The organism is Rossellomorea sp. NRS-1567 (assembly GCF_050467885.1).
Lineage (GTDB): Bacteria > Bacillota > Bacilli > Bacillales > Bacillaceae_B > Rossellomorea > Rossellomorea aquimaris_C.
Map to the genome: position 1 here is coordinate 81,973 of NZ_JBITPL010000024.1, position 21,707 is coordinate 103,679.

The 21,707-nt window shown below is 43.6% G+C and carries 21 protein-coding genes and 1 riboswitch; of the genes, 10 read left to right on the forward strand and 11 right to left on the reverse strand.

Going from position 1 to position 21,707, the window contains the following annotated elements; all coding sequences use genetic code 11:
- Positions 1 to 213: 213 nt before the first annotated feature.
- From ACIFOD_RS16840 to motA, 6 genes are all read right to left on the reverse strand, one after another.
- Complete coding sequence (locus ACIFOD_RS16840) at positions 214 to 2,655, reverse strand: PAS domain S-box protein (RefSeq protein WP_430315590.1); 2,442 nt, start codon at positions 2,653 to 2,655, stop codon at positions 214 to 216.
- A 133-nt stretch (positions 2,656 to 2,788) separates the two neighbouring features.
- Positions 2,789 to 3,724: a pseudouridine-5'-phosphate glycosidase gene (locus tag ACIFOD_RS16845; RefSeq protein ID WP_430315591.1), complete on the reverse strand. Its 936-nt coding sequence runs from the start codon at positions 3,722 to 3,724 to the stop codon at positions 2,789 to 2,791.
- Between the two features lie 18 nt (positions 3,725 to 3,742).
- Positions 3,743 to 4,837, reverse strand: a complete 1,095-nt coding sequence (locus ACIFOD_RS16850; RefSeq protein ID WP_430315592.1) for a carbohydrate kinase — start codon at positions 4,835 to 4,837, stop codon at positions 3,743 to 3,745.
- 172 nt (positions 4,838 to 5,009) lie between these two features.
- Positions 5,010 to 6,401: an alanine/glycine:cation symporter family protein gene (locus ACIFOD_RS16855; RefSeq protein WP_113968682.1), complete on the reverse strand. Its 1,392-nt coding sequence runs from the start codon at positions 6,399 to 6,401 to the stop codon at positions 5,010 to 5,012.
- Positions 6,402 to 6,760: 359 nt separating this feature from the next.
- Positions 6,761 to 7,552, reverse strand: coding sequence for a flagellar motor protein MotB (motB, locus tag ACIFOD_RS16860; protein ID WP_397552956.1), 792 nt, complete (start codon positions 7,550 to 7,552; stop codon positions 6,761 to 6,763).
- Positions 7,539 to 8,330: a flagellar motor stator protein MotA gene (gene motA / locus ACIFOD_RS16865; protein WP_113968680.1), complete on the reverse strand. Its 792-nt coding sequence runs from the start codon at positions 8,328 to 8,330 to the stop codon at positions 7,539 to 7,541. Before motA ends, motB begins: the two co-directional genes overlap by 14 nt.
- 177 nt (positions 8,331 to 8,507) lie before the next feature.
- Here motA and ACIFOD_RS16870 point away from each other — a divergent pair, with 177 nt between their 5' ends.
- Positions 8,508 to 9,989 carry a methyl-accepting chemotaxis protein gene (locus ACIFOD_RS16870; RefSeq protein WP_397552957.1) on the forward strand — a complete coding sequence of 494 codons (1,482 nt, stop codon included), beginning with the start codon at positions 8,508 to 8,510 and terminating at the stop codon, positions 9,987 to 9,989.
- A gap of 48 nt (positions 9,990 to 10,037) precedes the next feature.
- Complete coding sequence (locus ACIFOD_RS16875; protein WP_113968678.1) at positions 10,038 to 10,223, forward strand: histidine kinase; 186 nt, start codon at positions 10,038 to 10,040, stop codon at positions 10,221 to 10,223.
- 38 nt (positions 10,224 to 10,261) lie between these two features.
- Here ACIFOD_RS16875 and ACIFOD_RS16880 read toward each other — a convergent pair whose 3' ends face one another.
- A complete protein-coding gene (locus ACIFOD_RS16880) occupies positions 10,262 to 10,639 on the reverse strand; it encodes a DnaJ family domain-containing protein (protein WP_397552958.1) in 378 nt (125 codons plus the stop codon).
- A gap of 201 nt (positions 10,640 to 10,840) precedes the next feature.
- On the opposite strand from ACIFOD_RS16880, the gene ACIFOD_RS16885 reads away from it, so the two are divergent.
- Entirely contained in the window at positions 10,841 to 11,011 is a 171-nt protein-coding gene (locus ACIFOD_RS16885) for a hypothetical protein (protein ID WP_397552959.1), read from the forward strand.
- Between the two features lie 160 nt (positions 11,012 to 11,171).
- Here ACIFOD_RS16885 and hmpA read toward each other — a convergent pair whose 3' ends face one another.
- Positions 11,172 to 12,386, reverse strand: coding sequence for an NO-inducible flavohemoprotein (gene hmpA / locus ACIFOD_RS16890; protein WP_430315593.1), 1,215 nt, complete (start codon positions 12,384 to 12,386; stop codon positions 11,172 to 11,174).
- 161 nt (positions 12,387 to 12,547) lie between these two features.
- On the opposite strand from hmpA, the gene ACIFOD_RS16895 reads away from it, so the two are divergent.
- Positions 12,548 to 13,006 carry an RrF2 family transcriptional regulator gene (locus ACIFOD_RS16895; protein ID WP_428975286.1) on the forward strand — a complete coding sequence of 153 codons (459 nt, stop codon included), beginning with the start codon at positions 12,548 to 12,550 and terminating at the stop codon, positions 13,004 to 13,006.
- A 167-nt stretch (positions 13,007 to 13,173) separates the two neighbouring features.
- On the opposite strand, the gene ACIFOD_RS16900 is transcribed toward ACIFOD_RS16895, so the two are convergent.
- On the reverse strand, positions 13,174 to 13,566 hold the full coding sequence (locus ACIFOD_RS16900) for a hypothetical protein (RefSeq protein ID WP_397540917.1): 393 nt from the start codon (positions 13,564 to 13,566) through the stop codon (positions 13,174 to 13,176).
- 237 nt (positions 13,567 to 13,803) lie between these two features.
- Between ACIFOD_RS16900 and ACIFOD_RS16905 the strand changes: the two genes are divergently transcribed.
- The gene (locus ACIFOD_RS16905; RefSeq protein ID WP_430315594.1) at positions 13,804 to 15,036 is read left to right on the forward strand and encodes an aminopeptidase; all 1,233 of its coding nucleotides are present in this window, start codon (positions 13,804 to 13,806) and stop codon (positions 15,034 to 15,036) included.
- Between the two features lie 323 nt (positions 15,037 to 15,359).
- Here ACIFOD_RS16905 and ACIFOD_RS16910 read toward each other — a convergent pair whose 3' ends face one another.
- Complete coding sequence (locus ACIFOD_RS16910; RefSeq protein ID WP_430315595.1) at positions 15,360 to 15,941, reverse strand: DUF6944 family repetitive protein; 582 nt, start codon at positions 15,939 to 15,941, stop codon at positions 15,360 to 15,362.
- 188 nt (positions 15,942 to 16,129) lie between these two features.
- Between ACIFOD_RS16910 and ACIFOD_RS16915 the strand changes: the two genes are divergently transcribed.
- From ACIFOD_RS16915 to ACIFOD_RS16930, 4 genes are all read left to right on the forward strand, one after another.
- Positions 16,130 to 17,419 carry an MDR family MFS transporter gene (locus ACIFOD_RS16915; RefSeq protein ID WP_430315596.1) on the forward strand — a complete coding sequence of 430 codons (1,290 nt, stop codon included), beginning with the start codon at positions 16,130 to 16,132 and terminating at the stop codon, positions 17,417 to 17,419.
- 298 nt (positions 17,420 to 17,717) lie between these two features.
- Positions 17,718 to 17,846: a YflJ family protein gene (locus tag ACIFOD_RS16920; protein WP_082386245.1), complete on the forward strand. Its 129-nt coding sequence runs from the start codon at positions 17,718 to 17,720 to the stop codon at positions 17,844 to 17,846.
- A 196-nt stretch (positions 17,847 to 18,042) separates the two neighbouring features.
- Positions 18,043 to 18,144: riboswitch (purine riboswitch) on the forward strand.
- Between the two features lie 139 nt (positions 18,145 to 18,283).
- Positions 18,284 to 19,477 (forward strand): NupC/NupG family nucleoside CNT transporter, encoded by a 1,194-nt coding sequence (locus ACIFOD_RS16925; RefSeq protein WP_430315597.1) that lies wholly within the window; start codon positions 18,284 to 18,286, stop codon positions 19,475 to 19,477.
- A 110-nt stretch (positions 19,478 to 19,587) separates the two neighbouring features.
- Positions 19,588 to 20,073: an acyl-CoA thioesterase gene (locus tag ACIFOD_RS16930; RefSeq protein WP_430315598.1), complete on the forward strand. Its 486-nt coding sequence runs from the start codon at positions 19,588 to 19,590 to the stop codon at positions 20,071 to 20,073.
- A 222-nt stretch (positions 20,074 to 20,295) separates the two neighbouring features.
- Here ACIFOD_RS16930 and ACIFOD_RS16935 read toward each other — a convergent pair whose 3' ends face one another.
- Positions 20,296 to 20,424 (reverse strand): hypothetical protein, encoded by a 129-nt coding sequence (locus tag ACIFOD_RS16935; protein WP_430315599.1) that lies wholly within the window; start codon positions 20,422 to 20,424, stop codon positions 20,296 to 20,298.
- A 298-nt stretch (positions 20,425 to 20,722) separates the two neighbouring features.
- Between ACIFOD_RS16935 and ACIFOD_RS16940 the strand changes: the two genes are divergently transcribed.
- Complete coding sequence (locus ACIFOD_RS16940; RefSeq protein WP_430315600.1) at positions 20,723 to 21,700, forward strand: BMP family ABC transporter substrate-binding protein; 978 nt, start codon at positions 20,723 to 20,725, stop codon at positions 21,698 to 21,700.
- The last annotated feature ends 7 nt before the right edge of the window (positions 21,701 to 21,707 follow it).

Sequence of the window (21,707 nt, forward strand, 5' to 3'; positions counted from 1 at the left end):
AAATCGCCATGAGTAGACAAGTTCTTAAGAATGAAAAGAGAAATACGAAATTTGTAGAACGTACTATTTCCCGGAAAATATCAGCTTTTCATGAGTCCATTCTCTCTGGCATTTACATTTTTTGTCGGAATAATCCCTATCAGCCATTCGACAACATACGAGGAAATAAAAAAACTCCACAGCAAGAGTTTCCTCTCACACGTGGAGTTCTTTCTATCTTTCTTTTGCGATCGGCAGCAAAATCGTAACGGTCGTTCCTTCCGTTACATTGCTTTGGATCGATAGTGAGCCGTGATGCTCTTTGATGATTTTTTGGCAAATCATCAATCCGAGACCGGTCCCTTTTTCTTTCGTGCTGTAGAACGGTTCACCTAAATGCTTCATGCGCTCCGGCGGGATTCCATTTCCGTTGTCCTGGATGGAGATTTTCGCATAACCGTCCTCTTTTTCAAGTTGAACACTCAGGAGACCGCCACTCGGCATGGCTTCCAAGGCATTTTTCATGACGTTTAAAATGACCTGTTTCATTTGATGGGAGTCACAATCAATTTCCGCTTCTTCCACAGAGAATCTTACATCGACCCCTTGCTTCAGGCACTCCATCTTAATGAATTCAACAGAGCTTGTGAGCAGGGTCGTTAAGGACGTCAGGGAAAATTGAACGGCTCTTGGTTTCGCCAATGCGAGAAATTCATTGGTGATGATTTCGATTCGATCGAGCTCTCCCTGGATGACCCCCAAGTAAAAGTCATCCTTCGCGTTTTCTTTCATCAGTTGAAGGAAGCCTTTCAGGGTCGTCAGGGGATTTCTGATTTCATGGGCCACTCCTGCTGCAAGCTGTCCGATCATCGCTAACTGTTCCGATTTCTTCAGTAAGTCTTCATTTCGTTTCTTCTCGGATAAGTCCCGGATGATGGCCGAAATACCGATCAGGTTTCCATCGTCATTTATGATCGGGTTCATGTTAAAGGCAATTTCGATCGGCGTGCCGTCTTTTCGGTACCGCACCGTTTCATAGTCCTTTATTCGCTTCCCGGCCTTGATGGTCATTAAATTCTGTCTGAACTGTCCTACTTGGTCTTCCTGGTGAATAAAGGTGATTTTCCGTCCTGTAATTTCATCCTTATTCCAGCCGAACATCGATTCAAACTGCTGATTGACCTTTAATACGCTTCCCTCTGGATCTAAAAGGACAATTCCGTCTCCAGCATGCTCGAAGTACGCTTCCAGTAATTCTTTCGCTTCCTTTAGTTCTTCTTCCATCTTCAGTTTTTCTGTGATGTCCTGACCGAATCCATAAATTCCGATGACCTTGTTTTTGACCCGGATCGGGATGTTGGTGACCGCTACATGGCTTTTGCCACCTTCTCCATTTTCGAAGGTGGTGACAAATCTTGACGCTTCTCCTTTAAGGGCGACTTCAAAGTGATTGATGGCTGAATGCTTACTGCCTTCCGCGATGAATTCACTGAAGTGACTGCCGATCATATGAGGAGAGATATGATTCCACTGCGTTTTCACAGCGGGGTTTACCTCCTGGATGATCCCTTTTGTATCGACCATATAAATATTGTCAGGACTGTATTTCACAATCGACTTATACTTTTGTTCGCTTTCGATCAGTTTTCTCTGAATATCTTTGATCAGGGAAATGTCCGAAATGGAACAGATGATTTCCACGACGTTTCCATCCTGCACCACTGGAACGATGGAGGCGATATATTCTAATTCCTTGTATTCATCCTCATACGTCAACTCTTCCCCTGTTTCCCATATACGCTTTAGTTTAGGCTGGATTTTCCCTAAGTGATGGGAATCAAATACTTCTTCAATGGTTTTACCAATCACCTTTGAAGGAGTCAGATTTAATTTTTTCAATAGCTCCCCTGCCGCCATCTCGATCACAAATTCATTGTCTCTCTTATTAATCTTATAGGTGATCGTCTTTTGGAGCCGGAGCGTGTTCTCGAGTTCCGCTTTCAATGAGACCAGTTCGTTTTCATAGTTTTTCTTCTCGGTGATGTCGTGAAGGATGATTCCGACACTGTCTACGGTCCCATCACTTTTGTAATTGGCCGGGGAGATTGTAATATTGCATGTAATCTTCCGTTCCTTATTCATTATGAAGGTTACTTCTTCCCCGGTTGTATTCACTCCCCTTATTCCGTTCATCACTAAGGTGATAAAGGATTGATTCTGAAGGGGTGTTTGATTGCAAAGGGACTCACCAAGAACGGTATCCGGGATATGAAACAGCTCCTGAAAGGACTGATTCATTTCCACGACTCTCCCTTTTTTATCAAGGATACAGACACAAGTCGGGGTGTTATAAATAAGAGACTCATATATGGCCGAGCGGGAGTTATTCGAATAGTCATGAGAAACGTGCTTCTCTCCACAAGCCTCTGGAACAATCATCACTAATTCTTTTTGCTCATCCATCTGTTTTCGTTTAACTGTGTAGGTATAATGATTTAAGCGAATGGAACAATTCTTTTCTTCTAACATTCTCTGAAGAAAATTGTCTTCTTGCAGGGTCAATCCTTTCCATTCTTCATTCTCTTCTATGAAGGATTGACCTTTCACATCTATTATTGCAGCCGGGACTGGAATCGAATCAACACTCAATGCATGATAGGGTTGCATATCAGCCATATTACCTTCCTTTTTCGTAACGTTATTTACCACCATTTTACCCTACCTCTAGTTACATATAAATGACCAATATATTTAAATAAAAAAACCAGGGCTTTTACAATCTGCCCCGGGTTCACTATTTTCACATAGATTAGAAGCTTTCTACCTTAGCTAGCTTGGCGTAATGAACCGCAATATCGGCTCCTACGTGAGCATTGTTCTTTACGAGGGCGATATTCGCTGTAAGGCTCTTACCGTCTGTTAATTCCTTTACTTTACCTAAGAGGAATGGTGTTGCTTCCTTTCCGGCAATCCCTTGTTCTTCCGCTTCGTTTAACGCTCTTTCTATGATCCTATTCATATCGTTTTCATCCAGGGCATCCTCGGCAGGGATCGGGTTAGCGACCACCACGCCTCCCTTCAATCCAAGATCCCATTTCGCTTTTAAAATATCAGCCGTCTCTTCTGGTGTCTCTACTTTATAGTTCACTGAAAAAGGACTGCTTCGTGTGTAAAAGGACGGTAAGGATTCTGTTCCGTACCCTAAGACAGGCACTCCTTTTGTTTCCAGGTATTCCATCGTCAAGCCTATATCCAGAATCGATTTTGCCCCTGCACAGACAACGGCCACATTCGTCACGGCAAGTTCTTCGAGATCCGCCGAAACATCCATCGTCACCTCTGCATTTCTGTGAACACCGCCGATGCCCCCTGTCACGAAAACGGAAATATCAGCTAGCTCCGCGCAAATCATGGTAGCAGCAACCGTAGTCGCACCGTCCTTTTTAGAAGCAAGGATATAAGGGATGTCGCGGCGACTTGCCTTGATCACGTCTGTCGCCTGCCCTAAATATTCGAGCTCTTCATGGGACAACCCAATCTTGATTTTCCCGTTCAAAATGGCAATCGTTGCCGGAACGGCCCCCTTTGAACGAATGATATCCTCTACTTCACGGGCGGTCTTCACATTTTGTGGATAGGGCATTCCGTGAGAAATAATCGTTGATTCCAATGCCACAATCGCCTTCCCTGCCTTTCTGGCTTCTCTCACTTCCTGCGAGTATTCAATATATGAGTTGATATTCATGTACATTTCCCCCTCTTACTAATAGAAAAGACTAAACTCTTGTTGAAGCTTCGTTTTGTTCAGTGTAGGTGCCACCGTGAATTTGGATTGCAGAGTGATCGACGAGCAGATCACCCCGATCCGGCAGGCACCGTCTGTATCGGATCCTTTTAAATAACCAAATAATATTCCAGCGACAAGGGCATCTCCTGCACCGGTCACGTCAGCGACTTCAACCTTGGGAGGCAGAACGGCTCTCGCCTCTTTATAAGTAGTGTAATAGATTAATCCCTGATCTCCCCGGGTAATCACGACCCTTTCCGCCCCTCTTTGGGTAATGGCTTTGGCCGCTTTAAAATAGTCACCCTCTGTCTCAATCGTCATTCCTAAATACGTTTCCGCTTCCCCTTTGTTGCATATGAACCAGGAAACCCCTTCCAATGATGTTGGAAGCTTCAACACTTTCGGTTCAGAAACCGGGATGATCGTAAGGGGCACTCCCTCGGTTTGGCACCTGCGGATGATGTATTTAAGTACATCCTCTGGAAAATTGGTGTCGAGCAGCACCATTTCCGATGAAGAAATCAACCCCCATCTCTTATCAACAAAACCAATGTCAACGCTTTCATAAATGTTCATATCAGCCAGGGCAAACAGCATTTCCCCTTCTTCGTCCAGTATGGCGGAGTAAGCCCCGGTGCTTTCATTTAGAAGTCGCTGAGATGCCGATACATCGGCAAACGATTTCGTATGAGATAAAAGAAAGCTTCCTTCCGTATCTTCCCCTACCACCGTGATCAAATTGGCCTGTTTTCCTAAACGTCCTAAGTTCTCGGCAATATTGCGTGCCACACCACCACTGGATTGCTCTGTTTTCGCAGGGTTTGAGGTTTCAGGAATCAATCTCCCGTCCAACTGAAGTTTACGGTCGATATTCGCTCCCCCGATGCACGTGATCCCGTTTTTCTTTGGAAGAACATACGCACGCCCCATGATTTTTCCCTGTTTCACCAGATTCGAGATATATCCTGCAACGGCTGAGCGTGACAATCCACTTCGCTCGGACAATTCCTGTTGAGTCATAAACGGATTTTCCTCAATATACGTCAACAAAAGCTTTTCTTTTTCGTTCACAAGCTCCCACCCCTATTAAGAAAAATGACTTTTGTTAATATTCTAAACTTTTGTTTAAATTTAGACAAGCTGGAAACTTAAGGAAATCATTAATATTTATTATCTAACACGATACAGGATAGAAAAACAAAAAAAGACTTGCTCTCCCTCACGGAAAAACAAGTCTTTTAGACTATGATATTTTCTTTTCTTTTACCTTGCCAGTGTCTTTCAAGTAATACTCATCTGACGTAAAGAATTCATGTGTAAGTCTCTTCACTTCTTTACTTAAGAGAAGAACCGCAATGATATTCGGAATTAAGATCGCCGCAAGGGCCAAGTCAAGGAATTGCCAAATGACTTTTGCTGCTCCAACTGAACCAAGGACAATCGCAACCGTATAAACAATCTTGATTCCTTGTGCTGCTTTGTAGCCAAATAGAAATTCTGCCTGCTTTGCTCCATAAAAGACGATGACGATGATCGTCGAAAGTACGAAGAAAATCAATGAAATCGTCACAAGAATACCACCAAATTCCCCGAAATAACTTGAGAAAGCTTCTGTTGTCAGTGCAGAAGGATCATCCAATGCATTCTCAGCTGTCCAGACCCCTGAAGATAACACGACGAAGGCCGTTGCTGTACAAACGATGATGGTATCGATCACGATTCCAACAATCGCCCAAAGTCCCTGACGAACGGGGTGATCGGTCTGTGCCGCCGCATGGGCAATCGGCGCCGTTCCAAGTCCGGCCTCATTGGAATATAACCCACGGGCAAATCCCCAACGGATCGTCTCAGCCACCGCTACCCCGGCGAACCCGCCCATTGCAGACATGGGTTGAAAGGCGTTCGACAGAATCAGACTGAAGAATTCCGGTACTGCATCGATATTCATAAATAGAATCACCAATGCGCTTCCTACATAGATCAGAGCCATGAACGGTACAAAGATTTCCGTCACTTTACCGATACGCTTTATGCCGCCAAATACGATTAATACAACAATGAGGGCAATGACAATGCCCGTGATAAGTCCATCTACATTAAAGGTTTCCTCTACCGTTGATGCCACAGCATTCCCCTGCACCATCACACTTGGAATCAGCTCGATCATAAGGGCAAAGGCAAACCATACACCGAGCCATCTCATGTTTAATCCCTTTGTCATGTAGTACATGGGACCGCCAACATATTCTCCCTTTTCGTTCTTCTCACGATAGCGAACCGCAAGTACACTCTCAGAAAACTTAAGGGCCATTCCAATCAAGGCAATCACCCACATCCAGAAGATGGCCCCCGGTCCACCAAACATGATCGCTGCCGGTACACCGACAATATTCGCCGCTCCGATGGTGGATGAAAGAGCAGACGTCAAGGCCTGCAACGGTGTCACCGTTCCTTCGCCTTTCGGCTTCTTAAAAACGCTCCCTATCGTTTGCTTAAATATGTAGAGAGGATAGCGAAATTGTATAAACTTCAATAAAAATGTCAGGTACAAACCCGTTGCACCAAGGACAATGATTAATGGGGGCCCCCATAACCATGCCGAAACTTTACCTATGATGTCAAAAAACGTATCCAATCGTGCTCCTCCTTTTAGTAGAGGCAGTGGCTAAGGTTTGGAATGGTGGGATGGGAAAGGCGTAAATGATATTGCAAAAATATGTATAATGCCTTCGTTCTCATATTTGAGACCCTTTTCCTGAAAAATTAGCCACTACTTCTAAATGCTTTTTCAAACTTTTCCCTAAATTTGGTGGTGTGAAACATTTTGTTTGAAAATGAAGAAGGATAAGGGATCATTTAGTTGGTGAAAACCTATTTGATTGGGTTTCAGGAGGTGGTTTCCATTCGACAAGAACCGTTCATTTCCCCGGAAATACGGCAACTTCTGCCCAATAAAAAAATCTGCAGCCGAATTCTGACTGCAGATCCTGTTTCTTATTCTGATACCCTTGGCAGAATCAACACTTCCACCCGGCGGTTTTGTCCCCGGCCATCTGATGTAGCATTGTCGGCAATCGGTTCAAATTCTCCGAATCCTTTAGCGCTGAACCACTGGGGATCAAGCTTAGGATTGTCCAAGATGATTTTCATGAAATTAACCGCCCGCATGACGCTTAGCTCCCAGTTTGAATCGTATTCCGCGTTGCTGATCGGGACGTTGTCCGTGTGACCGCTAATGATAATGTTCCGTGGAGGATTCATTTCAAGCAGTGCCGATAGTTCACCGGCCACGCTCAGGTCACTTCCTTGAACTGTGGCTGATCCCGAGGCGAATAATACATTGTCCCGGATCGTGAGAAGCAATCCTTCATCAGTAAGCTTCGTGACGAATTGAGCTTCTAAATTATTCGTTTTGATATACTGATTGATTTTTTCCTGAATTCCCCTTAGCTCTTCCTGATCTTTCAGGAAAGCCTGCTTTTCCAGATCTTCTTTCGTTAGTTCCTTCTCTTTTTCCTCTTCATTCCCTGCAGAAGCTGCCTGTTTGCTTTCCTGATCGCTCGACTGCTGAGGAGCTACGGGACTGGGATACTCCATCATTCCGGTTCCTCCCGTGAAGATTTCACTAAACACCTGAGAAAGTTCCCTGAATTTTTGAGCGTCCACCGAGCTTGACGCATAAAGCACGATAAACAGGGCCAGTAGCAGTGTTAGCAAATCCGCGTAAGGTATCAGCCAGGACTCGTCCATATGCTCGTCGTCATGTTTCTTCTTACGCCGCCTCATCCTCATCCCCCTTAAGCAACAATAATCGTTCACTTGCCGGTAAATAGGACGCCAGCTTCTGTTCGATCACCCGTGGCGATTCTCCCTCGATGATCGACAGAATTCCTTCCACCATCATCATTTTCATCTGTACTTCACGCTTTGACTTACGCTTCAGCTTGTTGGCAAACGGGTGCCAAAGAACATATCCCGTGAAAATACCGAGGAGCGTCGCAACGAAGGCCGCTGAAATGGCATAACCAAGTTCATCCGTATTGTCCATGTGACTGAGGGCCGCAATAAGTCCAATCACCGCTCCAAGTACGCCGAGGGTCGGTGCATAGGTCCCCGCTTGTGTGAAGATGAGCGCCCCGGCACTATGTCTCTCTTCCATGGCATCAATTTCTTCATGCAGCACATCCCGTATATAATCAGCGCTTTGTCCATCCACCGCTAATGAAAGTCCGTCCCTCAAAAAAAGGTCATCGACTTCCTGGGTTTTTGCTTCGAGTGCAAGTAGCCCTTCTTTTCGGGCAAGATCTGCTAATTGGGAGAAAAATTGAATCGTTTGTTTCGGGTCCTGCAGTTTTTGTTCTTTAAACAGTATGCCGAATAGCTTCGGTACTTTTTTAATTTCATGGGTTGGAAAGGCAATGGTCACCGCTGCCACTGTTCCAAGTAAAATAATCAAAATGGCTGCAGGGTTAAGCAAGGCAACAGGGCTTACTCCTTTGAAAACCATCCCCACTCCAACCGCTATCAATCCTAAAATGACTCCTATTAAAGACGTCTTATCCATCGATCGCTCCACCTTACTCTTCGTAGTCTACTACTAATATCGGATGGAACTTCTAATTATTGAGAGGCAAAATCGTTCGAAATTTTCTCATAAATTACTGCAAACCGTTATAAAGCACAACCTGTTTTTGTCGATATATGTAATATATAGGTATTTATATTAAAGGAGAGAACCGTCATGACCCCAAAGCAATTGAAAGAAATCGATAGTAAAAGGAAAAATCTGCTACTCCTGATCACCTATTCCATCAGCCTGGCCGCAGCCCTGACGTATTCCATCATAAATGAGTCAGGAATCATTACCGTAATCGTTTTTGCTTCACAGATCCTCTTTCTGTCCGCATACTTCATTGTGCTGCAATTAATGTTGAAAAAGCCACATTCCTTTGTTTATTTCAGCATTCCTACTGTTTATGCCATTATCGGAATCTGGCTGTTTTTAGAAGGGTCCAATCCGAATGAATTAGTCATACTATTATTTTTGGCTGTCATCAGTGCGATTCATTTCAATCCAGTGATCTTTGGAATCGGTTACGGGTCCGGACTTGCCTTATTCATCTTAAACGGAGCTCTTGCGCCTGCAAACGACCCGATTTTCACAGAATTATTTGTTCCGGCTCTGCTTGTTTATGTACTTTTGGGGACGGTCCTTGGAGTGGTGATTCACTTGAACCGCAATCAATTCAAGCAGCTTCAGGAATTCATCAAGATGACAGAAAACGAGAGCATGAAAAAAGAAGAACAACGAAACTTTCTACAAAAAGAATTATCGACCATCTCTACAAGCATTCATCAAATCAACGAGCAGATTCAAACCCACCTCGTTTCACATGATGAAATGAGAACGGCCGTGAATGAAATATCAGCGGGAAGCGTCACACAAAGTGATCAGATTAACAACATTGCTGCCGTTTCCGAGACGACGATGAGTAAAATGGAGGAGGTTTCCAAGCTTTCTAACAATCTCACTGTCCACTCCACTCAAGCGAATTCCATTGCTGTTTCAGGCAGTGAGCGTGTCACTTACTTGCAGGAAAACATGATTGAGTTGAAAAATATCATTGAAGGCCTTCGTCAAACGTTCAGCGAATTAACAAGCAAAATAGAAGAAACGAATACGTTCATTGGAAGCATTCAAGACATTACGGATCAAACCAATTTGCTCGCTCTGAATGCGTCCATTGAAGCGGCGAGGGCAGGAGAAGCCGGGCGGGGATTCAGTATTGTAGCCGATGAAATTCGGAAACTGGCAGAGATTACTCGTAACACAGCCACCCGCATTAATGACAATCTGGCATCCGTTAATTCAGTGAACTCTTCTGCTGTCGAAATCATGAATCTCAGCTCAGAGAAGCTGGATGAAAATGTCGGAGCAACCGGTGAGGTAACAGATTATTTCACTACACTGCGTGAAAAGCTTGCTTCCCTGTCAAACGAGTTCGAGACCTTAACTTCTACGGCATCTGAAGTAAGTGGCCAAACAGAAGAAGCTGAGCTATCGACGAAAGAGCTTGCAGCTGTCATTCAACAAACCTCTGCAGGACTTGAGGAAATCAGCGCTACCATTGAAACCCTTCATGGTGATAACCGCATGATTGCTCAATATGTTCAAGACACCGCCACAAGTGCGGAACGAATTCAACGCAGTGTCGAGGTGTAAAATATGATAAACTAAAAGCATCATTAGAGTACTAAAGGATGTGGCACCTTGAAACGAAGAATCATCATGATGATTCCCATCATGTTTATCGTAGCCGTGGTAGCAAATTGGATGCTCGGGAAAGGATACTCTGAAATTCCTTCCGAAGCCAAAACGATGATCATCATTGGAGCGGCACTATTATCCGGAGTGATCTCATTCTTCTTATTTAAAGAGGAACCCCGGAAGAAATAAAGAAACACCACTTTCCTTTTTTGAAAGTGGTGTTTTCATTATTTCAGGAGCTTGTTTTCTATTTTATGCTCATAATTTTTGAATAAAGAACCATTCGTTTTGATTCTTTTCTTAGAAAGCATCGCGTTATATTTCAGCATATTTTCACTCAGGCTTTTTTGCAGCTCCTGCTTTTCCAAGTCATCATCGCATGCTTTGATCAAGTCTTCTATGCGCATCATTTCTTTTTTCACATTCATTTCATCCGTAGTAAAGCCGGCATTCTTCATCATTCGATGGGCCATCTTCAACTCCTGGGGAACTCCTAAATCATCGTCTAAATTAAGAGGTTTACCGAAGCCCGGCAGCTCTTTAAACTCGCCATCCTCGTAAGCCTTCTTAATCCGTTGCTCGGACATGATCATCGAAAAATCCAATCCTACCCCTCCTACTCCATACTCAGTGGACGCGGCTGGTCTTTGACGTATCGATTACTACCCACTTGTTACCATTAGTATATCCAAAAGACTCCATGTCTGTATGTGCAAGATACGTCTATTTTCTGACAATTCCTCTTCACATATTTTCGTATGAGCTGGAAAAACTACCTGTATCACGGATGAAAAGGAGTGGCTTACATGGCACGTGGAAAATCGTTCGACTCAAAGAAAAAGGGACATCCCGGTAACTTCCCTCAGAATAGTACACCAGAGGGAAAACACTCAGAAGACGCAGCCGGGGATGAAGAACTGATCGTGACCCAGGAAGCATTTAAAAATCGAGTGGATGAGGATGAACATCGCTTATAAAAACGAAAAACGCCAGGGTTTCCTGGCGTTTTTCTGTTTGATTGGCTGAAATGGGGCAAATCAAGATGTAAAAGGTACGAAAACTTAGTTATTTTCAATTTCATCACTTTTATTTTCAACTTTTCGATTTTATTTTCAAATCCAATCCCCGACCCGTTTATTAAACATTTACACTTTCTTTCTTCGATAAATCCATCGCTGGTCCAAAGAATTCGAAATGAATGTTAGATTCAGGAACTCCCATCTCTTTCAACGTTGTGATGACAGCTTTCATAAATGGTACCGGCCCGCATACATAGCATTCCGTTTCTCCATCCACATATTGAGAAAGGATTGCTTTATTCACATATCCTTTAAAATGACCTTGAGATTCGTCACGGGGATTTTCGTAAACATAGCAAGCTTCCCCATTCATTAACTCTTCCATTAAACTGCCGACATCTTTTCTAAAGGCATGGACCCCTTCATGTTTGCTCGCATGAATAAAGGCAGTAGGACGTTCAGGCTTCGTTCGAGCGACCGTTGCAAGCATACTCATCATAGGCGTGATTCCGACTCCTCCGCTTATAAAAGCAACTGGTGATTCGCCATCCGCTAAATAGAAATCGCCGGCTGGTGCACTGACTTCAATCTCACTTCCCACTTCTGCCTCATCATGCAGGAAATTACTAACTTTTCCTTTAGGATCAAATTCTGCTTCTCTTTTAACAGAAATTCTGAAGAGATTCTCCATAGGCGCGCTGGATAAACTGTACTGACGAATATGGGTGAACTCTTCACCAGGAATGGTCACCCGTACAGATATATATTGACCCGGCATATAGGTTGGGACATTGCCCCCTTCTTTTGGTTGAAGATAGAAAGAAGTGATAACATCGCTCTCCACTACCTTTTTTGCGACTACAAACGGTTTAAAGTCTCTGTATCCGGCGTCTTTGTTCTCCGTTTCTTTGTACATTTCTTCTTCTACATCAATAAATACTCCGGCGATGACACCGTATGCTTCTCCCCACGCTTCAATGATCTCATCTGTCGCTGCGTCTCCAAGAACTTGTTTGATGGCTTGAAGTAAATGCTCCCCAACAATCGGATAATGCTCAGGCTTAACTCCTAAACTTCTATGCTTGTGCGCGATTTGCTTTACTACCGGCAGGATCATCTCGAGCTTATCAATATTCTGTGCAGCTGCATACACCGTATTGGCTAATGCGGTTTGTTGTCTTCCCTTTTTCTGATTGGCATGATTGAAAATATTTAGTAGTTCCGGATGATTGGTAAATAAATTTTTATAGAAAGTGGACGTAATTTCCGTTCCTTTAACTTCTAACACAGGTGCAGTTGACTTCACGATTTCAATGGTTTTTTGAGATAGCATTTTGGTCACCTCTAAAGATATATTTTGAATACATCTTTAGCGTACTCCTCCCTTCCCAATAAAGCAATATATAAAATACATCTTTAACAAAACAGCCACATTTAGACACAGACTTGCTTCCTTCTGTATAATAATAATAACGGATCGGAAAGGTGAGATAAATGAGACTAACTTTATACACTGACTACTCACTGAGAGTCCTGATCTTTCTGGCTTCAAAACCAAAAGAGGAACTCTCTAATATAAAAGAAATCGCTGATGCCTACAGCATCTCAAAGAATCACCTGATGAAAGTGACGTATGAACTGGGGAAAAACGGTCTGATTGAAACGATCCGCGGCAGAAACGGCGGTATCAAACTTGCACAATCCCCAGAGGATATAAATATCGGTAAACTCGTCCGGACCACAGAAGAAGACTTCCATCTTGTCGAATGCTTTGACGCCAATAATAATAACTGCGTCATCACTCCCGTCTGCGGATTAAAGCATGTCCTCGGCAAAGCGTTGAATGCCTATCTCTCTGTCCTCGACGAATACACCCTGGCCGATTTGATCCAAAACCCGATGGACTACCGGTTCTTATTTCAAGAACAACAGCAGGATGAAGCGTCAACCTAGGTGCGAAAACTCCTCTCCATTTCGATGGGGAGGTGTTTTTTTGTAGTGGAGCAGTTTTCGTCCAGATTGTACCTGGTACATTTCACACGATATGTACCAGGTACAACTTATCCACAAATCACTCCATACCAAAAAGCCTGTTTTCCAACTGAAAACAGGCCCCTCTCCTACTTCTTGCTCTCACTATATTTAAATGTCATGAACACGAATAGGAAAAAGCTGAGTAATAACGTGCTTCCTCCTACTATATAGAAGACCATCGTGAAGCTCCCCGGCAGGTTGAATGGATTTAAGTTGTACATCCACATTCCGACGGTTAATCCAAGCGAACCGATAATTGCCGTCCATACATGGGCAAATGCCAGTTTAGAAGATTTCGGTACTTGATAGGAACGATAATAGGATGAAAATGCAAATAAGCTTAGCCAGCCGACTACTAAAATATGAGCGTGAATGGGCTTAAATGCATACGATCCGGCTCCTGCCATATGAGACCCAAGAAATGCTCCAATAAACCCATAGATGGCGGACATTCGTAATAAAAGGACATTCCACGGCACTGTTTCTTCCCCCTTTTTGATCTGGAGTATTGCTTCAATCATTATAGTATAGTTGCCCCTTGGTTCGCTATGTTTCTTGTTTGGATGCCACAGAACGTTCATTTTCATCGTGCACGAAACAAATACTTTTCCATACTTTCGCATACGATAGAAAGATGGGTGTAAACACTTGCAAACGGTGTCCGCACTGATACAATAAGAATGTAATAGAACATTCTGAAAAAAAGGAGAATACATATGTCTAATTTCCAACAAAATCTTGAGAAATACGCTAGCCTGGCTGTTGAAGTCGGCGTCAATGTTCAAAAGGGTCAAACCCTGGTCATCAACACTTCCATCGATTCGGCAGAATTTGTCCGCTTAGTGGTAAAGAAAGCCTATGAAGTTGGGGCTAAGCATGTCTACGTCAACTGGAATGATGATGTGGTAAACCGTACGAAATATGATCTTGCTCCAGACGAAGCATTCCAGGAGTTCCCTCAGTGGAAAGCAAGAGAAGTCGAAGAGCTTGCTGAAGGCGGAGCTGCCTTCATGAGCATCGTATCTTCAAGCCCTGATTTGCTTAAAGGAGTAAATCCAGATCGTATCTCAAACTTCCAAAAAGTAGCAGGGAAAGCAATGTCCAAATACCGTCAATTCATTCAATCGGACAAAGTAAGCTGGTGCGTACTGGCCGCTCCATCTAAAGATTGGGCTGCAAAAGTATTCCCGGATGCTTCTGAAAAAGAGCAAGTGGATTTACTTTGGGATGCGATCTTCAAAGCCGTCCGTGCCGACCAGGCGGACCCTGTCCAGGCATGGAAGGATCACGACGCAAACCTTCACGAAAAAGTGGAATACCTGAACGAAAAGAACTACAAAAAACTACACTACACGGCACCAGGGACGGACCTTACGATCGAGCTTCCTCAAGGTCATCTGTGGGTAGGAGCTGGAAGTGTGAACGAACAAGGAACCACTTTCATGGCGAACATGCCAACGGAAGAAGTATTCACGGTTCCATTAAAGACAGGTGTGAACGGAACAGTATCAAGCACGAAACCACTTAGCTACGGTGGTAACGTGATCGATAACTTTACGATTACATTCGAAAACGGCCGCATTGTGGACGTTAAGGCTGAGGAAGGCGAAGAAATCTTGAAGCGCCTTGTGGATACAGATGAAGGATCTCATTACCTTGGGGAAATCGCCCTTGTCCCTCATCAATCCCCAATCTCTCAATCGAACGTGTTATTCTACAACACATTATTCGATGAGAACGCATCAAACCACCTTGCGATCGGAAATGCCTATGCATTCTGTATCGAAGGCGGAAAGAAAATGAGTGAAGAAGAGCTTGAGAAAAACGGCTTGAACAATAGTATCACTCACGTTGATTTCATGATTGGCTCTGACAAAATGAACATCGATGGAGTGAAAGAAGACGGCTCGACTGAAGCAGTATTCCGCGATGGCGGTTGGGCGTTTTAAGATTTGACTGTGGAGGATCCCGGAAGGTGGCTTGGCTGCCTTTTGGGATTTTTTTATGGGGATGAGGTGGGGATTGGAAGAAAATCGCTTGACTGAGCGCTCAATCTATTGGATGCAAATGGAAAAATACGCATAAATCGAAATTTTGACGCATAAATCAAAATAAAGACGCATAAAATTATATTTTGACGCAAAAAACCCGTGAAAAGACGCAATCCCTTCCCTTCAATCGGTGTATCCTTCTCCCATGATCCCATCAACCTTCCCTTCATCATGTTATTAGTCCATTTTTGAAACAAATCCCCCTCTTTCGGTCAAAAAGCTCACCCATACTGCTTCGTCAACGCAATGGCTGCAATCGTCGCTCCGGCTGCCTGGGCATAGCTTCCGAATGCGGTGATCTGCAACCCGATCTCCTTCATTTCCTTTAAAATATATACTTCTCCTATCGCTTCAATTGCTGCACCAAGGGATTGAAGTGAGTTTCCGGCTGCCAGAAGATCTGAAAACTCCCGCGTACCCAACGTGGCCCCATAGGCTTCCAGTCCCGCCCCCAAGGATTGGACGGTGTCTCCAAATATATCAAGATTCAATCCTTCCTCTTCTCTTCCGGCGAATTGGAGTTCAGCTGCTGCGACATTGGTTACGTTTCCTGAAGCTTGAATCCAATCACCAATCACTCTTAACGTTTCACCAAACGAACCGTCTGACAGCTTTTCCGCTCCTACACCCTGAAGTGCATTTCCTGCCGCTTCAAATCCGTTTCCGATGGAGACCAACCGAAATCCGAGAGGCTCTTGACTGTATCGTTCTTCTTGTATGACCATGGTTTCACCAATTGCTGCAATCACCGTTCCGATCACCTGCGTCCATGCACCGGTAATAAGGATAAGCCTATCGATCACCTCCACCCACCGTTCCTTTCCCTTTCAATACTTTTAATGTATTCAGAAAGGAGAAAATGGTATCTTTAGACGCCATTTCAACATGAGTAAATATTTTGTAAATACCAGTAAATCAGTCTTGTTTATTTTGTCCTATCGAGCTATGATATTCTAGTTCATCTAGCGTTTCATCGAGGGGAGGAATATAGATGAGAATTAGAGATTGGGACCGTAATTTAAAGGTCCGGTTGTTTGGGGAAGCAGCGATTAACATTACTTTCTGGATGTTCTTTCCGTTTTTAACGATTTATTTCACAGAATCATTCGGAAAGCAGACGGCAGGATTACTATTGGTTCTCTCGCAGGTGTTTGCCGTACTCGCAAACCTGATGGGAGGCTATTGTGCGGACCGCTTTGGCCGTAAGCGAATGATGGTCATTTCGGCCTTCGGGCAAGGGTTTGCCTTTTTAATCTTTGGACTGGCCAGTTCACCTTGGCTCGATTCAGCTATGATCGGCTTTATCTGTTTTAGTTTAGTAGGGGTATTTGGATCATTTTATTGGCCGGCAAGTCAAGCAATGGTGGCCGATGTGGTGGATGAAAAGGACCGCAGTCATGTGTTTGCCGTCTTTTACACATCCATTAATATTGCCGTGGTGGTCGGCCCGATACTTGGTGGGATTTTCTATGTTCACTACCGCTTCGAGCTTTTAATTGCCGCTGCGCTTATTTGCATGTTATTAGCTCTTCTTTTATATAAAATGACGAGAGAAACAGCACCTACAGACACTAGTAAGCTATTAGTGACAGAAGGAAAAAAGAAAGTCTGGCATAGCGTGATAGCAGATCAGATGAAGGATTATAGTGTTATTTTTAAAGACAAAACGTTTTTATTATTTATTTTGGCTGGAGTCCTGGTAGGTCAAACGTTCATGCAATTGGACCTCCTGATTCCTGTATATATTAAAGATGTCGTCGATCAGGCCACATTGTTCAGCTTCGGGGACTGGTCATTGACCCTTGTGAGTGAGCAGGTATTCGGATTAATTTTATCTGAAAATGGATTCCTGGTGGCCCTTCTTACGGTAGTCATCACGCGATGGATCACGAAATTCCGTGAGCGTAATGTGTTCATCCTATCCTCCGTCATCTACGCCGTTTCGATCTTTATGTTTGGACAAACGAGCTCGGTCTGGATGTTTGTGATTGCCATGGCGGTGTTCACATTCGCAGAGCTCATGACAGCGGGTATCCAGCAAAGCTTCGTTTCAAAGCTTGCTCCGGATCATATGCGAGGGCAGTACTTTGCCGCAGCCAGCCTGCGCTTCACGGTTGCGAGAACGATCGCACCTCTATCCATCACTCTATCACTTTATGTAGGATACGATTGGACGTTTATCATCCTGTCTATCCTTGCGCTGGTGAGTGCGGGACTCTTCTTCATTATGTTCGAGCGCTTTGAAAAAGAAGAACTGGAATTGAAGAAAGCTGTTCAATAAAAAGGAATGATCCGATGCGGATCATTCCTTTTCTTTTATATTGCAACCCCAGACTGCAGCATTGAATTGAACCAAGATATGTCGAAAGACCAAGGTTGAACTCACTGGCTGAAAACTCTTCATTTTCCACAAAAAAAATTTTCAGAAAAGGATGAATCCGAAAAATTCCCTTTTCCCCCTTTTTTCATTAAAAATGAGATGTTACAATGTACAACCGTAAGCAATCTTAACGTAGCTCATGCGAAGAGTTAGTCGGAGATTCCACTCAATAACAAGCAAAGAAAGGATGTTGATTTCAATGCATATCGGAAGCAAAGGCTGGTACGTACAAGAACTAAAAAAAGCAGGCGTACGCCACTACGAGGAACGCTATGTAGAATCCTACAAAAAACACGTTCTTGCAAACCTATTAGAACGTACAAAATAAGAAGACACAAGAGAGGGACGGACCTCGATTCCTATGACCTGTCATAGGAATGAAGGTCCGTCCCTCTTTTTTTATTATTTTTGGAATTTTGTTAAAAATAGTGAAAAAGAATCACCACGTTTTTCCATGCTTTTCTTTTTGAAAAAACCATTGTGATAGTCTTCAGTCGTATGATAGAGTAGAAAGCATATTTCAAATCAACTTCATACGAATTCCTTATATATCTATGGTGATATGGACCATAAGTCTCTACCTGGCAGCCGTAAAGTGCCGGACTATAAGGAAAGTCTTTTCTATATGCTGTATGTGTATGGAGACTTTCCCTATTTTTAGAGAATGTCTTCATGCACTTTTTTTATTTGTTTTTCGAGAGGTCTGACATCATACGACGTAAACTTGAGAATTCGTTGAAGATTACATGTTGGGGGATTGGTATTGTGAGTTTAGTATATGGCGTCTTATCATTATTTGGAGTTCTATTTTTGGCCTGGCTGTTGAGCAGCAACCGCTCAAGCATTCAATGGCGCACGATTATCATCGGGATTTGTCTGGAATTCCTGCTTGTCTTATTTGTATTAAAAGTCCCATTCGGACAAACCATTTTGAAAAAAGCAGCCTTGGGCGTACAGAAAGTCATCGACTACAGCAATGAGGGAATCATGTTCGTGTTCGGAGGATTCTTCGAAAAAGGTACGAATATTTCATTCGTCTTCGCGATTAATGTCCTGGGTGCGATCATCTTTATTTCTGCACTCATTTCAGCACTTTATTACTTACGCATCATCCCGTTCTTTGTAAAATATATCGGAATCGGGTTGGGTAAAATCCTTGGGACGACGAAGGTTGAGTCGTTTAATGCGATCGGAAATTCCTTTCTTGGTTTGGCTGAGGCGCCCCTGTTGATTAAGCCTTATTTAGCTAAGCTGACGCGTTCTGAACTTTTTGCCGTGATGGTTGGGGGAACAGCTTCAGCAAGCGGAGCGATATTAATCGGATACTCATTGATGGGAATCGACATGAAATTCCTTCTTCTATCCGTCTTTAGTGTGCCTATCGTCTCTCTTGTGATTGCCAAAATCATCGAGCCTGAAACGGAAGAATCCGAGACGAATGGAGATATTTCGTTAGGAAAAACCACTCATACGAACGTATTCGAAGCGATTTCCGAAGGTGCCCTTAGTGGTACACAGCTGGCCATCAATATTGGGGGACTGCTCATCGCTTTTATCGGTATCCTTGCTCTCGTCAACGGATTGCTGGGTGCCGTCGATATGAGTCTTTCCACGGTCTTCGGCTACCTGTTCTATCCACTGGCACTACTCGTCGGTATTCCGATGGATGAAGCGTTCCGTGCGGCCTCCATCATCGGGACGAAGCTCTCTGTGAATGAATTCGTTGCATACAAAGAACTTTCAGGAATGATGAACGATCTTTCACCGAAGACTGTTGCCATTCTTTCCGTTGCCCTTTGTAACTTTGCGAACCTGTCTTCGATCGGTCAATTGATCGTCGGATTGGGTTCTTTGGAGCCGACACAACGTCCAATGGTTTCTAAATTAAGCTTGAAGGCCATCATAGCAGGTACACTGGCCAGCTTCATAACGGCCATTATCATTAGTATATTCCTATAATTTTTTCTCGCGATTATGTTTCTTCCGACCCCCTTTAGTGAATAGTATAAGGTAGTAATCTTTTTTCACATTGACAACGGAAGGTGAATTCATTGAGAGAAAAAAAGTTTATGAAAGAAACGAAAACAAGTAAAACGACCCACGTTCTTCCACCCGACACCAACCATCACGGTACATTGTTTGGTGGAAAACTGATGGCCTATATAGACGACGTGGCCTCCATTGCCGCTACCCGTCACGCCCGCAAGCCCGTCGTAACGGCTTCAACAGATTCCGTCGACTTCCTGCAGCCCATCAAAGTCGGGGATGCCGTGACTTTGGAAGCAATGGTCACGTATACCGGACGCAGTTCCATGGAGGTTTGTGTGAAGGTCACTTCAGAGGTGCTTCTAACAGGAGAAACCAATGTGGCAGCCATCTCCTTCTTGACCTTTGTTGCTTTAGAAGGCAATAAACCAGCCGTCATTGCGGAAGTCGTACCTGAAACAGAAGAAGAAAAATGGCTGAACGAAACCGCCAAGAACCGTGCCGAGCACCGTAAAGCACGCAAAAAACATAGTCAGGAACTTGCGGAGTTTTTCCGTAAAGCGTATTGATGAATGGGGAGATGCTTGATAAGAGCATCTCTTTTTTTGTTGGGCAAGAACTTGAAAGTTGCCTGTTCGCCGTTATATTTGGAATTTCGCCGTTAAAAGTGAGATTTCGCCGTTATGTTGAAAATATCGCCGTTATAATGGGAATTTCGCCGTTATCTTGGAATCCGTTCTCCTGTCTCTTATTAATCGTAGGAAAATCCTAGCCTTAATTAATACGGCGAATCAGCCGTTCGCTGATATATGTGGAATTCCGCTGATAAACGGTACGATTTCGCTGATATATCCCAAATTTCGCTGATAAAATGAAAATTCCGCTGATATCTTGCGTTCGATGCCTAAAACGCTTCTCATTTCCCGTCCTAAATTCAGCCCCTCCCCCTACTCCGATCATATCAATTGCGATTCTCCATCAGATAATTGTAATTTTCCATTTTAATTGCCGATTCCCCACCAAATATTGGTGAATATCCAATTTTCATTGCCAAACCAATGCACACAACCACCATCCAAACCACCCCCTAACCACGCAAACTCCAATCACCCCCACAACACTTTTTTCCCTCCTCCCCTTCAAAATAGGTCCGTCCCTCCGATAATACAGAGGTACGGACATGTGAATGTCTCAATATTTATTTTTGGAGGTAACGGTTTGAAGAAGTTAATCAGCGTGTTTCTTCTTGTCATGCTTGTTGTGGCGGGATGTTCCACACCTATGACGGAAGAAGCGAGTGTAGAAAAGCAGCAGAGTATCGGAATCCTTCTCTCTGACACAGGGCTTGGGGATGGATCGTTTAACGATTCGGCATTTAGAGGATTAGAACGGGCCAGGGATGAATTAGGTATTTTATTTGATTATAGAGAAGCACCGGACGGAAACTTTGAAGAAGCACTCCAGGAGCTTGTCGATCAGAACCATGAGCTTGTGATCGGCCTTGGATTTTCGATTCAAGATGCGATTGAAAAGACTGCAAAAGAAAATCCTGATCAGAAATTTCTATTGATAGACGGATACTCAGATGTGGATAACATCACATCGATTACGTTTAAAGAACATGAAGGCAGCTTCCTTCTCGGTATGGTGGCGGCTATGAAATCAAAAAGCAACACGATTGGATTCATTAGTGGAGCCGATGTCCCTGTTATTCAACGATTTGAAAAAGGGTTTGAACAAGGTGCTCAGTATATCAATCCTTCCATAAAGGTATTGAAAGACAACGCCGACAATTTTGGTGACGCTGAGCTTGGTGGGAAAATAGCTGAGAACCAAATGAAACAAGGCGCCGACTTTATTTATCCTGCCGCTGGTTTTACAGGAGTGGGAGCGATTCAGGCTGCGCAAAAAGCAGGCATTTTATCTGGAGGGGTGGACTCGGATCAATACTTCATTGCCGAAAAGTCGGTTGTCACGTCCATGGTCAAAAAAGTTGATAACGCGGTATTCAACATAACAAAAGAACTTATTTCAAATCAAAAAATAACTCAACAAGCCTATGAGCTGGGGCTCAAGGAAGATGGCGTGGGATTAGCCCCCATTCGTGTGACCAGCTTGTCTCCTGAAGAAACAAAACAACTAGAAGACGCTAAAAACAAAATCATCTCTGGGGACATTAACATTAAATTGCAATAAATCTCAA